At 74.2% G+C, this 12,855-nt stretch carries 12 protein-coding genes; 9 read left to right on the top strand and 3 right to left on the bottom strand.

Annotated elements, in window-relative coordinates; genetic code table 11:
• Positions 1-4 precede the first annotated feature (4 nt).
• From AC069X_RS04230 to AC069X_RS04200, 7 genes are all read left to right on the top strand, one after another.
• Positions 5-1,915, top strand: a complete 1,911-nt coding sequence (locus tag AC069X_RS04230) for a helix-turn-helix domain-containing protein (protein WP_478724879.1) — start codon at positions 5-7, stop codon at positions 1,913-1,915.
• Positions 1,916-2,001: 86 nt separating this feature from the next.
• A complete protein-coding gene (locus tag AC069X_RS04225; protein WP_478724877.1) occupies positions 2,002-2,949 on the top strand; it encodes an ABC transporter ATP-binding protein in 948 nt (315 codons plus the stop codon).
• The gene (locus AC069X_RS04220) at positions 2,946-3,932 is read left to right on the top strand and encodes an ABC transporter permease (RefSeq protein ID WP_478724875.1); all 987 of its coding nucleotides are present in this window, start codon (positions 2,946-2,948) and stop codon (positions 3,930-3,932) included. The genes AC069X_RS04225 and AC069X_RS04220 overlap by 4 nt, the downstream gene beginning before the upstream one ends.
• Positions 3,933-4,096: 164 nt before the next feature.
• On the top strand, positions 4,097-4,486 hold the full coding sequence (locus AC069X_RS04215) for a GntR family transcriptional regulator (RefSeq protein ID WP_478724873.1): 390 nt from the start codon (positions 4,097-4,099) through the stop codon (positions 4,484-4,486).
• A gap of 119 nt (positions 4,487-4,605) precedes the next feature.
• Positions 4,606-5,490, top strand: coding sequence for a MetQ/NlpA family ABC transporter substrate-binding protein (locus AC069X_RS04210; RefSeq protein WP_478724871.1), 885 nt, complete (start codon positions 4,606-4,608; stop codon positions 5,488-5,490).
• Positions 5,487-6,521, top strand: a complete 1,035-nt coding sequence (locus AC069X_RS04205) for a methionine ABC transporter ATP-binding protein (RefSeq protein WP_478724870.1) — start codon at positions 5,487-5,489, stop codon at positions 6,519-6,521. Before AC069X_RS04210 ends, AC069X_RS04205 begins: the two co-directional genes overlap by 4 nt.
• Positions 6,518-7,180 carry a methionine ABC transporter permease gene (locus tag AC069X_RS04200; RefSeq protein WP_478724868.1) on the top strand — a complete coding sequence of 221 codons (663 nt, stop codon included), beginning with the start codon at positions 6,518-6,520 and terminating at the stop codon, positions 7,178-7,180. Before AC069X_RS04205 ends, AC069X_RS04200 begins: the two co-directional genes overlap by 4 nt.
• Positions 7,181-7,257: 77 nt before the next feature.
• On the opposite strand, the gene AC069X_RS04195 is transcribed toward AC069X_RS04200, so the two are convergent.
• The 3 genes from AC069X_RS04195 to AC069X_RS04185 all read right to left on the bottom strand — a co-directional run bounded on the left by AC069X_RS04195 (position 7,258) and on the right by AC069X_RS04185 (position 10,804).
• A complete protein-coding gene (locus AC069X_RS04195; RefSeq protein ID WP_478724866.1) occupies positions 7,258-7,635 on the bottom strand; it encodes a hypothetical protein in 378 nt (125 codons plus the stop codon).
• Between the two features lie 166 nt (positions 7,636-7,801).
• On the bottom strand, positions 7,802-8,599 hold the full coding sequence (locus tag AC069X_RS04190; RefSeq protein ID WP_478724864.1) for a class I SAM-dependent methyltransferase: 798 nt from the start codon (positions 8,597-8,599) through the stop codon (positions 7,802-7,804).
• Between the two features lie 51 nt (positions 8,600-8,650).
• Positions 8,651-10,804, bottom strand: coding sequence for an MMPL family transporter (locus tag AC069X_RS04185; RefSeq protein ID WP_478724862.1), 2,154 nt, complete (start codon positions 10,802-10,804; stop codon positions 8,651-8,653).
• 124 nt (positions 10,805-10,928) lie between these two features.
• Here AC069X_RS04185 and AC069X_RS04180 point away from each other — a divergent pair, with 124 nt between their 5' ends.
• Positions 10,929-11,618: a TetR/AcrR family transcriptional regulator gene (locus AC069X_RS04180; RefSeq protein ID WP_478724860.1), complete on the top strand. Its 690-nt coding sequence runs from the start codon at positions 10,929-10,931 to the stop codon at positions 11,616-11,618.
• Between the two features lie 82 nt (positions 11,619-11,700).
• Entirely contained in the window at positions 11,701-12,825 is a 1,125-nt protein-coding gene (locus tag AC069X_RS04175) for a sulfite oxidase (RefSeq protein WP_478724858.1), read from the top strand.
• Positions 12,826-12,855 lie beyond the last annotated feature (30 nt).

Raw genomic sequence — 12,855 nt, 5'->3', positions numbered from 1 at the left:
CCGTATGCTCACCGGCGTGACCACCGTGACGGAAGGCATACGGGAGCTGCTGGGCCTGCTGGCCCAGGGGGCGCCGGCGGAGGAGTTCGCGCGGCCCTCGGCGGCCGCGCGCGCCGCCGGCGCCCCGGCCGCGGAGCTGGCCGCCCTCGACGAGGCGACGGCGGTGGCGCTGGAGGTGCACCGGACGCTGGGCCGGCACCGCACCCGCGAGGCGGAGCTGACCGCGCTGTTCGACACCGCCGGGGACCTCGCCGCGCTACGCGACCTGGACTCGGTGCTGCGCGCGATCACGCACCGGGCGAAGCAGCTGCTGCACACGGACGTCACGTACCTGTCGCTGAACGACGAGGCGGCGGGCGACACCTTCATGCGGGTGACGGACGGCTCGGTGTCGGCGGCGTTCCAGCAACTGCGCCTGGGCATGGGCGAGGGGCTGGGCGGGCTCGTCGCGCAGACGGCCCGCCCGTACGCCACGGGCGACTACCAGCACGACCCGCGCTTCCAGCACACCGGCCCGATCGACAGCGCCGTCGGCGAGGAGGACCTGCACGCCATCCTGGGCGTCCCGCTGCGGCTGGGGCCGGCGGTGATCGGGGTGCTCTTCGCCGCCGACCGCAGTCCGCGTGAGTTCAGCCCGCGGGAGGTGGCGCTGCTGTCCTCGCTCGCCGACCACGCCGCGATCGCCATCGACGGGGCCCGGCTGCTGGAGGAGACGCGGCGGGCCCTGGCCGAACTGGGCGCCGCGTCCCGGACCATCCAGGAGAACAGCGACGCGCTGCGCCGGGCGGAGGAGGCGCACGACCGGCTCACCGGCCTGGTCCTGCGCGGCGGCGACGTCGCCGAGGTGGCGGCCGCGATCGGGGCGCTGCTGGTGGGCGGGACCCTGGTCCACGACGCCGACGGGGCGGAGCTGGCCCGCGCCCAGGCCGGGCCGTGCCCGCCGCCGGCCGGGGCCGTGGCCGCCTCCCGGGCCTGCGGCAGGGCGGTCGCGGCGGGCGGCACCTGGGTGTGCGCCGTGCTGGCGGGTCCCGAACTCCTGGGCAGCATCACGCTGACCGGCCGCCCGGGCCTGGACGAGGCGGGGCGGCGGCTGTTCGAGCGTGCGGCGACGGTCACGGCGCTGCTGCTGCTCCTCGGCCGTTCGGTGGCGCAGACCGAGGACCGGATCCGCGGGGAGCTGCTCGGGGACCTGCTGAGCCCGTCCGCCGATCCGGGGAGCCTGGCCGGGCGGGCCCGCCGGCTGGGCGTGGACCTGGCGCGCCCGCACGCCCTCTTCGTGCTGCACAGCGACGCCGCGCCCCGGACGCGCCTGCTCACGGCCGCCGCGCAACAGGCCCGCGAGCGCGCGGGGCTGGCGGGGGTGCACCACGACCACGCCGTGCTGCTGGCCCCGTCGGAGGCGGCCGGCACCGACGCGGCCCGGCTCGCCGCGGCCCTGGGGCGGAGCGTGGGCGCGCCCGTCACGGTGGGTGCCGCGCGGACCGGCGACGGCCCGGGCGGGCTGCACGCCGCGCACGCGGAAGCGCTGCGCTGTCTGTCGACGCTGCGGGCGCTGGGGCGGGTCGGGGACGGGAGCACGCTGGCGGACCTCGGGTTCCTCGGGGTGCTGCTGGGCGACCGGGCGGACCTGTCGGGCTTCGTACGGACCGTGCTCGGGCCGGTGCTGGACTACGACGCCCGGCGCGGCAGCGACCTCGTGGGGACGCTGCGGATCTACTTCGCGACGGGCATGAGCCAGGCGCGGGCGAAGGAGGCCCTGCACGTCCACGTGAACACGGTGGTGCAGCGCCTGGACCGCATCGGCCGCCTCCTCGGCCCCGACTGGCAGTCCCCGGACCGCTGTCTGGAGCTCCAGCTCGCCCTGCGCCTGCACCAGGTGTCGGTGCCCGCGGCTCCCGGCCCGGTTTCCTCCTGATCGTGGCGGCCGCCGTTTGACAGGGCCGTACCCTCACCCCATGATTCCGTTACTCATGTAGTGGATTCACTGAAAGGGGGGAGGCTGTGCGAAGCACGACCACTTCCGGCGCGGCCTACGGCCGCTGGGCCCTGGAGGCGCGCGGGCTGGGCAAGAAGTACCGGCGGGGCTGGGCGCTGCGGGACTGCTCCTTCCGGATACCCGCCGGCCGTGTCACCGCCCTGGTGGGGCCCAACGGGGCGGGCAAGAGCACCCTGCTGAGCCTGGCGGCCGGCCTCGCGCAGCCCTCGGCCGGGGATCTGAGGATCTTCGGCACCCCCGCGGGCTCCCGCGCCTCCATGCCGCTGTGGGCCTATCTCGCGCAGGACAAGCCGCTGTTCAAGCGGTTCACGGTGGCGCAGACCCTGCGGATGGGCCAGGAGCTCAACCCGGCCTGGGACCAGGCGGTGGCCGAACGGATCGTCCGCGCGGGCATGGTCCCGCCGGACGCCCGCGTCGGGGACCTGTCGGGCGGCCAGCGCACCCGCGTGGCCTTCGCGCTGGCCTTCGGCAAGCGCCCCGACCTGCTGCTGCTCGACGAGCCGATGGCCGATCTGGACCCGGTGGCCCGGGACGAGATGGGGGCGCTGCTGCTGTCCGAGGCGGCCGAGCACGGGACCACCGTCCTGATGTCCTCCCACCTGCTGAGCGAGATCGAGCCGATGTGCGACTACGTACTCGTACTCGCCGACGGCCGGGTCCGCATGGCCGGCGAGGCCGACGAGCTGGTCCCGATGCACACCCTGGTCAGCGGTGTGAGCACGGAGGCCGGGCAGCTGCCCTCCTCCCTGAACGACCACACCGTCATCGAGGTACGGACCTCCGGCCGCCACTTCACCGCACTGGTGCGGCGCCAGGGCCCGCTGGACGAGGCCTGGCAGCAGGCGGAGCCGAGCATGGAGGAGGTGCTGCTCGGCTACCTCCGCTCACCCGGGGCCCCCGCGCTGCTCTCCCCCACCGCCGCCCCACTGCACCGAGAGGAGTGCCCGGCATGAGCGCACCGGCCGCGGACGCCGCCCGCCCCGGCACCGCACCCGACCGGCCGCGCCGGCTGCGCGGGTTCGCCTGGCTCCTGGCGCGCCAGCACCGCACCGCGGTGATCACCTGCGCCGCCCTGACGGTCGTCGGGGCGGCCTGGATCGTGTACCAGCGCGCCGCGATGCTGGACGCCCTGCACGCCACCGGGTGGCCGGTCACCTCCCCCCACACCATCGACCGGGCCGTCTACGACCGGACCACCGACGACCTGGACTCCTTCGGCAGCACGCTCGCCTTCCTCCCCGTGCTGTTCGGCGTCCTGCTCGGCGCCCCGCTGATCTCCGCCGACCGGGAGCACGGGACGGCCCGGCTGATCACCACCCAGTCCGTCCCGCGCGGCCGCTGGCTGCTGTGGAAGCTGTGCTTCGCCCTGGCACTGGCGGCGGTGCCGACGGCGGTGCTGAGCCTTCTCTACTCCTGGTGGCTGGACTCCGTCGGCTCGCTCGCCCCCCGGGACTGGCTCAACGGCCCGGTGTTCGGGGCCACGGGCCCGGTGCTGGTGGCCTCGGCCCTGTTCTGCACCGCGCTCGGCATCACGATCGGCGCGCTGGCCCGCCGGTCGCTGCCGGCCATGGTGGCGACGTTCCTCGCCTCGTACGCCGTCCTCCTCGCGGCGGGGCTCCTCAGGGAGCGGCTCGCCACTCCCAGGACGCTCGCCTATCCGCTGAACGGCGCCCAGCCGGCCGCGCTCGACCACGTGGTGCAGGTGGACCAGTGGATCGGGACCGCCTCCGGCAAGCTCTACGGCTGGGGCACCTGCGTGCACGACAGCTCGCCGGAGGGCTGCCGGGCCTCGCTCGGCATCGTCAACTCGGTCTGGGAGTACTTCGGCCCCGACCAGATGGCGGGCATGCAGTGGACCGCCGCCGGGATGTTCCTGGGGCTGACCGCGCTCCTGGTGGGCGCCTTCCTGCGGTGGACCCGGCACTCGGTGCTCTGAGCCGGACCACCCCCGCGGACGGCCTAGGCTGGAACGTCACCCCGGAAGCCCGGGAAACCCGGCCCGGGAACCCGGAAGCCGGGAGCCGGAAGCCGGGAAGCCCGGCACCCGGCCCGGAAGCCCGGGACCCTGAAGGACCGAGAAGCAGCAAGGAGGCGGGCACCGTGGTCGTGTTTCGCATCGAACGCCGAAGCGGCCTGCCCACCTACCTCCAGATCGTGCAGCAGGTGGAGCAGGCCCTGCGGATGGGGGCGCTGGCCGAGGGCGACAAGCTGCCCACGGCGGCGCAGGTCGCCGCGACCACGAAGGTCAATCCGAACACCACGCTCAAGGCCTACCGCGAGCTGGAACGCTCCGGCCTGGTCGAGGTGCGCCAGGGCTCCGGCACCTTCATCACCCGTTCGCTGGCCACTCCGCAGACGGCGCCCGAGTCCCCGCTGCGCACGGGACTCGGGGAGTGGATGCGCGAGGCGCGCGAGCAGGGGCTGAGCGCCCGCGACGTGTCGACCCTCTTCGGTGCGGTACTCGGCGAGCACTACCCACCCACCCCTTGAACCTTTCATTCGTTGCAGGATCGTGAATACGATCTTTCATAACAAGATAGAAGCGGGATCCATGCCTACTGTTCAGAGGTACCTCGCTTGACGCGTTCTTTCTACCTCTGGATCCCACGATGTCTGCTGCACCATCGCGCCGCCGCCGCACCGCGCTCGCCCTCACCACGACCGCCACCGCCCTCGCGCTGCTCGTCTCCGGCTGCGCGTTCGGGGGCCCGGAGGGCAAGCGCATCCGGGTGGGCGTCTCGGGCGACTCCCCCGAGTGGGACGTCCTCGCGAAGGAGGCCAAGAAGGAGGGCCTCACCGTCGAGACCGTGGTCTTCGACGACTACTCACTGCCCAACAAGGCCCTCGGCGCCGGTGACATCGAGCTCAACGCCTTCCAGCACCTGGTCTTCCTCGCCCAGTCCAACACCGAGAACAAGACCGACATCGCCCCCATCGCCGCGACCACCGTGGTGCCGCTCGGCCTGTACTCCGGCAAGCACAAGCAGCTCGCCGACCTCCCCGACGGAGCCACCGTCACCCTGCCCAACGACCCCGCCAACCAGGGCCGCGGACTGCGCGTCCTGGAACAGGCCAAGGTCATCGAGCTGAAGAAGGACGCCGGGCTCTTCGCCACCCCCGACGACATCACCGCCAACCCCAAGCACATCAAGCTCACCCCGGTGAACGCCCAGCAGACCCCGCGCACCCTGAAGGACGCGGACGCCGCCGTCATCAACGACGGGGTCGCCGAACTCGCGGGCATCGACGCCGGGACCGCCCTGTTCAAGGACGACCCGGCCGGCCCCCAGGCCGTGCCGTACCTCAACGTGATCGCCGCCCGCGCGGACCACCAGGACGACCCCGACTACGCGAAGATCGTCAGGCTGTACGCGTCCAAGGCCGTCCAGGACGAGGTCCGCCGCACCAGCAACGGCACCGCCCACCACGTCGACCTGCCCGGCCCCGAACTCCGGGCCGAGCTGGCCCGCATCACGAAGCAGCTGGCACGGTGACCGCCGCGACGGGCGGCCGGGCCGCCGTCGAATTCCGCTCGGTGCGCAAGGAGTTCCCCGGCGGGGCCGTCGCCGTGGACGACGTCAGCCTGACCGTGGAGGCGGGCACCGTCTTCGGGGTCGTCGGCCACAGCGGGGCGGGCAAGTCCACGCTGCTGCGCCTCGTCAACGGCCTGGAGGAGCCCACCTCGGGCAGCGTCCTGGTGGACGGCCAGGACCTGGCCGCGCTCGGCGAGCGCGCGCTGCGGCCCGTACGCCGCGAGATCGGCATGATCTTCCAGCAGTTCAACCTCTTCCGCTCGCGCACCGTCCTCGGCAACGTCCTCTACCCGCTGCGCCTGGCCGGCCTGGACCGCGCCGCCGCCCGGGCCCGCGCCGAGGAGACGCTGGAGTTCGTCGGACTCGCCGGCCACGGCAAGCGCTATCCGGAGCAGCTCTCCGGCGGCCAGCGCCAGCGCGTCGGCATCGCCCGCGCCCTCGCCACCCGCCCCAAGGTGCTGCTGTGCGACGAGGCCACGTCCGCCCTCGACCCACGGACCACCGGGGAGGTCCTGGCCCTGCTCCGGCGGGTCAACCGCGAACTGGGCGTCACCATCGTGCTGATCACCCACGAGATGGAGGTCGTCCGCACCCTGTGCGACCGGGTCGCCGTCATGGAGGACGGCCGCGTGGTGGAGAGCGGCGAGGTGTACGAGGTCTTCGCGCGCCCGGCCCACCCCACCACCGCCGCCTTCGTGCGTTCCGCGCTGCACAGCGAACCGGACGGAGCGCTCCTGGAACGGCTGCGGGCCCGCCACCCGGGGCGCCTCGTGACGGTACCGGTCGTCGACGGGGTCCCGGTCATGGACGGCCTCTCGCCGCTGCTGCGGGAGCACGGCGTCGACTTCGCCTTCGTGCACGGCGGTGTCGGCGAGGTGCGCGGCCGCCCGCTGGGCAGCGTGACCCTGGAACTGCGGGGCGATCCGGCGGCGGTGGAGGCCGTCGCGGCAGGACTCGCCCTGCCCGGCCGGCTGAAGGCGGGGGCACGGTGAAGGCCGACTGGAGCACCTTCTGGCCCAAGGTCCTCGACGCGACCGGCGAGACCGTCTACATGGTGCTGATCACCCTCGCGCTCTCCAGCGTCCTCGGCCTCGCCGTCGGGCTCGCCCTCTACGCCACGCGCAAGGGCGGCGTCCTGCCGAACCGGGTCGTGCACGCCGTGCTGGGCACGTTCATCAACGTCATCCGGCCGATCCCGTTCATCATCGCGATCGTGGCCCTCGCGCCGGTCACCCGGGCGGTGGTGGGCACCATGATCGGCACGGACGCCGCGATCTTCCCGATGACGGTGGTGGCCACCTTCGGGATCGCCCGGATCGTCGAGTCCAACCTGCTGGCCGTGGAGCCGGGCGTCGTGGAGGCGGCCCGTTCGATGGGCGCCGGCCCTCTGCGGGTCCTGCTCACCGTGCTGGTGCCCGAGGCGCTCGGGCCGCTGGTCCTCGGTCTGACCTTCATGCTCGTCGCGCTGATCGACTTCTCCGCCGTCGCGGGCACGGTCGGCGGCGGCGGGGTGGGCAACCTGGCCATGACGTACGGGTACCTGCGGTTCGACACGTCCGTGATGGTGGTGACCGTACTGGTCCTGATCGCCCTCGTGCAGTCGGCCCAGTTCCTGGGCGACCGGGTCTCGCGCAGGATCCTCAGGCGCTAGCTGACCCGCTGCCCCCGACCGCCGCTCGCCGCCGCGCGGCCGGGCGGCGGCCGGCCCGGTCAGGGGATGCGGAGGGTTCAGAAGGTGTAGCTCAGGCCCGACTTGTACGGGGTCAGCGTCCGCTGGCTCACCACACCGCGGTACGTGTACCAGCCCCACTTCTTGCACATCGTCTGGTAGCTCAGGGTGTTGTACGCCCCCGATCCGACCCGGACGCGCGGGTAGATGACGTTGTCGCCCCAGTCACCGCCGGCCGGGCCGCTCGAGTAGGCGTCCACCCCCCAGTACACCCCGACGACGGAACCGCCCGCCGGGCAGTTCCAGCTGCCGAAGTTGACCCAGACGTTCCCTCCCGTCCAGGCACTGGCCGGAGCCGCGCCGAGGCCGACGACGCCGAGCGCCATCAGCGAACCCGTCAGCACCGCACGGGTTTTACGCAGCAGTGATCCACGCATGTGACCTCCCCGGTCACGGCCGGGCGCGTTCGCGCCACCGCCGTGCGCAGCAGGCTCCCATACGGGTCACAGGATTGTCGGACTTTTGGCTTGATTCACGCCACGCCCCTCAAGTCGAACTATTGGCGGACATAAGCCTGTTCGATTGAGGGGCGGGGCGGCCGGTTCAGTCCGCCACCGCCGTGGTCACCACCAGCGGCGGCGCCTCCCGTTCGGCGGTCCACGGGCGGCTGCCCACCAGCCCGGCATCGGCCACGTCCACCGCCTCCTCCACCGTCGGCCGGTGCTGGACGACGTCCCGGAAGCCGGCCCGCTCCAGGAGGCCCGGCAGCAGGCCGACGGGCCACGCGCGGTTGCGGACCTCCTGCCAGGAGCCGTCCGTGCGCCGCAGCCGTACGGTCAGCTCCCGGCCCGGCGCGTACACCGCGCCGGGCTCCCCGATCCGCAGGGAGGCGTACTCCGCGCCGGTGCAGGCGGGGTCGGTGGCCAGCAGCACGAACGGGCCGCCGGGGCGCAGCAGCCGGCGGACCTCCCGGAACACCGCCAGCACCGCGTCCTCGTCCGGCAGCGAGGCGAGCACATGGCTGCACATGACCGCGTCGGCGCTCCCGTCCGGCAGGCCGGCGACCCGGCCGTCGCGGACCTGGTGGTACTCCGCCACCCCGGTGTCCGAGGCGCGGGCGAGGGCGAGCATCTCGGGCGAGGTGTCCACCCCGACCACGCGGGCGCCGAGCAGGCGGGCGGCGTGGCCGGCCACCCTGCCCGGTCCGCATCCGTAGTCCACGAGGACCGACCCGGCGCCGATCTCCCGCCGGGACAGGGCCCGGAAGACGAACGGATAGCCGAGCAGCCAGTCCGTGGCCGCTTCGAGCGCGGCGAAGGCCCGCGCTCCCTCACTCCCGGACCAGGCGGCCGCCCCGGCACCGCCCGCGTCGTCCCCGGATTCCCGCGCCGCTTCGCTCACGGCTCCACTATCGGCCCCAGCCGGGGCCGGGGCGGCGGCACGACACGGCCCTCAGCCGTGCTCGGAGAGGCCGATCCGGGCGTGGAGCCGGCGGAGCGGGGCCGGGGCCCACCAGTTGGCCGGGCCGGCGAGCCGCATCAGGGCCGGCAGGAGCACGCCCCTGATCAGCGTCGCGTCCACGGCCACCGCGAGGGCCATGCCCACGCCGAGCTGCTTGAGGAAGACCACCTGACCGCTCGCGTAGGCGGCGAAGGAGACCGCGAGGACGAGGGCCGCCGCGGTGACCAGGGGCGCGCTGCGGGCGATCCCGAGGGACACGGAGGCGCGGGCGTCGCCGGTGCGGTCGTACTCCTCCTTGATGCGGGACAGCAGGAAGACCTCGTAGTCCATGGAGAGCCCGTACGCGATGCAGAACATCAGGATGGGGATACCGGGTTCGATCACGCCGGTGGGCGTGAAGCCGAGCGGACCGGCGAGGAAGCCCTCCTGGAAGACCACGACGAGGACGCCGAACATGACGGACAGGCTCAGGAGGTTGAGGACGGTGGCCTTGAGCGGGGCGACCACGCTGCCCGTCATCAGGAAGAGCACGGCGAAGGTCACCGCCACGATCAGGGCCGCGACCAGCGGCAGCCGGTCCGTCACCCCGTCCCGGTAGTCGGCGAGCTCGGCCGGGTAGCCGCCGGCCTCGACGGGGAACGGCGCGGGCAGGGCCCGGATCTCGCGCACCAGGCCGGTGGGGTCGGATTCCAGCCGGGCGGAGGTGGGCACGACGCTGATCCGCCCGCCGCCGCCGGTGCCGGTGAACTCCGCGGGCGCGGCCACCGGTCCGGCCGGCCCGCCCGCGCGGAAGGATCCGGCGGCCGAGTCGACGCGGGCGACCCCTTCGATCCGGGAGAGTCCGGCGGCGTATCCGGCGACCGCCGCGGGGTCGGCTCCCCGGGCGGTGACCAGCTGCACGGCGTCCGATTCCTCGGCGGTGAATCCGGCCCTGACCTGGTCGTGCATCTGCCGGGCGGGCGCGGAGGCGGGCAGCACCCGGTCGTCGGGCAGCCCGAACCGCACCCCGAGGAAGGGCGCGCCGAGCAGCACCAGGACGGCGAGTGCGGCGCCGCCGAAGGCCAGCGGGCGGCGCATCACGCGGTTCGCCGTCCGGAACCAGAAGCCCCCGGTCTCGGCGGGGACGGGGCCGCGCCGCTCCACCCTGCGTCCCAGCAGCGCCAGGGCGGCGGGCAGCAGGACCGTCGCGCCGGCGACGGCGGCCAGTACCACCGCGACCCCCGCGTAGGCGAAGGAGCTCAGGAAGGGGAAGGGGAAGGCGAGGAGCACCGACAGGGAGGAGGCCACCGTCACTCCGCTGAACAGGACGGTCCGGCCGGCGCGGCGCACCGTCCGGGCGACGGCATCGGCCACGGAGGCCCCGGCGCGCAGCTCCTCGCGGTAGCGGAAGACGACGAACAGGCCGTAGTCGACGCCGAGTCCGATGCCCATCACCAGGGCGATGTTGGACGCGAAGGTGGAGACGTCGGTGAAGGCGACGACGGCGCGCAGCAGGGCGAGCGAGCCCAGGACCGCGAAGAGTCCGATGCCCACGGTGAGCAGTGCGGCGGCCGAGACGCGCCGGTAGACCCGCCAGAGCAGGAGCAGCACCACGGGGAGGATGACGAGTTCGGCGCGCAGGAAGTCCTGGCGGGCCTGCTGCATGGTCTGCCGGAAGACCTCGTCGCCGCCTCCGACCTCGACCCGGACGGTGTCGGTGGTGCGGGTGAACTCCGGCGCCAGGGCGGGGAGGATCTCGCGGCGTACGCGGTCGGCGTCGCCGGGTATCCAGGCGAGGACGAGCGCCTGGCGGCCGTCGCGGCTGCGGAGGGTGTCGGGGCTGCCCCCGGTCCAGTAGGACCAGGCCCGGCCGACGCCGGGGCGGGCGGCGAGTTCCCGGGTGAGTTCGCGACCGGCACGGGCGACGGGGTCGTCGTCGACGGCTCCCTGGCGTGCCGTCACCAGCAGGGCCAGGTTGGGGCTGCCGGTGTGGTGGTCCCTGGCGAGGACGTCCCGTACCCGCATGGACTCGGAACCGGGGGCCTCGAAGCGGTTGAGCGAGAGTGCGTTGAGCGTTCCGGCGCCGATGGCGCCCGCGAGGAGCGCCACCGCGATGCCCGCCGCGACGATCCACCTCGCCCGCTCCGCGATGAACCTTCCGAGCACGATTCCCCCTGCCGTAGGATTTTACGAATGATGATTCGCGTTCTTCCGTGATGGCGGCGAGATTACGAATGATCATTCGTATTTTCAACCGGTGCCCACGGGCTGAGATCTGACGGAGGACCAGGTGGCGGAGAAGACCGGCAGGGCGCGCGCGGCCGGAGCGGCGGGGGCGTCGGGGGCGGGGACGGGGGCGGACGGCGGGGACGCCCGGCCGGCCCCCCGGCGGCGGCAGGCCCGCGGGGAGCAGCGGATGGCGCAGATCCTGGACGCCTCGGCGGTGGTGTTCGCCCGCGCGGGCTACGAGAAGGCGACCACCATCGCCATCGCGGCCGAGGCGGGCATCTCCCCCGGCTCGCTCTACCAGTTCTTCTCGAACAAGGAGGCCATCGCCCAGGCACTCGCGGACCGCTTCGTCGGACAGCTGCGCGCCGCCCACCAGGAGGCCTTCGACGAGGCCCGCTTCACGTCGCTGTCCCTGGAGGCGCTGCTGGACCGGATGGTGGACCCGATCGTCGCCTTCAACGTCGCCCATCCGGGCTTCAAGGCCCTCTTCGCCCGCACGGACATGCCCGCGGGCCTCACCGACGCGGCACGGCCCGTCCAGGCGGCACTGCTGGCCCGGGTCGAGGCGATGATCACCGCCCGCGCGCCGGAGCTGCCCGCCGCGGAGCGCTCGCGGACGGCGCTCGTGGGGATCCAGATCTTCCAGGCCATGGTGCCGCTGGTGGTCGCCGCCGAGGGCGGGGAGCGGGCGGCCCTGGTCCGCGAGCTCAAGCGCGCGCTGCACGGCTACCTGGCGGACACCATCGGCTGAGCCCGGGGCCGGGACCGGGGGCTGGGGCCGGGGGCCGGACCCGCGCCGGGCGGGACCGGCGCGGGCGCGCGACGATGGGGGGATGGACGAGGCGCCCCTGAGCGGTGTCAGCGCTCCCGGCCGGGTGGCGGCCGAGGGCGAGGGGATCAGCCCCGAGGAGCTGGCCCTCGCCGCGCGCAACCACGGGCTGCCCCTGGAGGCGCTCCGGTACGAGGTCACCCCCGCCGGGCTGCACTACGTCCTGGTCCACTACGACATCCCCGCCGCCGACGCCGACGGCTGGCGCCTGGAGGTCGGGGGCCGGGTGCGGACGCCGCTGTCGCTGGACCTGGCCGCCCTGCGGGCGCTGCCCGCCGTCACGCACCGGGTCACGATGGAGTGCGCGGGCAACGGGCGGGCGCGGCTGACGCCCCGGCCCGTGAGCCAGCCGTGGCTGGTCGAGGCGGTGGGCACCGCCGACTGGACCGGGGTGCCGCTGCGCACGGTGCTCGCCGCGGCCGGGGTGCCGCCCGACGCCGTGGAGGCGGTGTTCACCGGCGCCGACCACGGGGTGGAGCGCGGCGTCGAACAGGACTACCGGCGCAGCCTGCCCCTGGGGGTGGCCGCCGGCGCCGATCCCGGGGTGCTGCTCGCCTACGCGATGAACGGCGCTCCCCTGCCGCCGCAGCACGGGTTCCCGCTGCGGCTGGTGGTGCCGGGCTGGTACGGGATGGCGCACGTGAAATGGCTGCGGGACATCACCCTGACCGAGGGGCCCTTCGCCGGGTTCCAGCAGGCGGTGGCCTACCGGTACCGGCGCACCGCCGAGGAGCCCGGCGAGCCGGTGACCCGGATCGAGCCGAGGGCGCTGATGGTCCCGCCCGGCTTCCCCGACTTCATGTCCCGGGTGCGGGTGGTGCGGCCGGGGCCGGTGCGCCTGGAGGGGCGGGCCTGGTCGGGGCACGGTCCGGTGACCCGGGTCGAGGTGAGCGCCGACGGGGGCCGCACCTGGGCGGACGCCGAGGTGGCCGGGCGGGAGCCGGGCGGCTGGGCCTGGCAGGCCTGGCACGGGCCGTGGACGGCCGTGCCGGGCCGCCACGTCCTCACGGTCCGGGCCACGGACGCGACGGGACGCACCCAGCCCCTCGAACAGCCCTGGAACCGCGGGGGCTTCGGCAACAACCTGGTCCAGCGGGTGCCGGTGGTGGTGCTGCCGCCCGGCGCGTAGCCGCCGGGCCTCGCGGGTCGGGCGAGACCC

This window comes from Streptomyces sp. NPDC043896 (assembly GCF_056435605.1).
The sequence above is the reverse complement of the archived record's forward strand: the minus strand, read 5'-3'. Positions and strand labels throughout refer to the sequence as shown.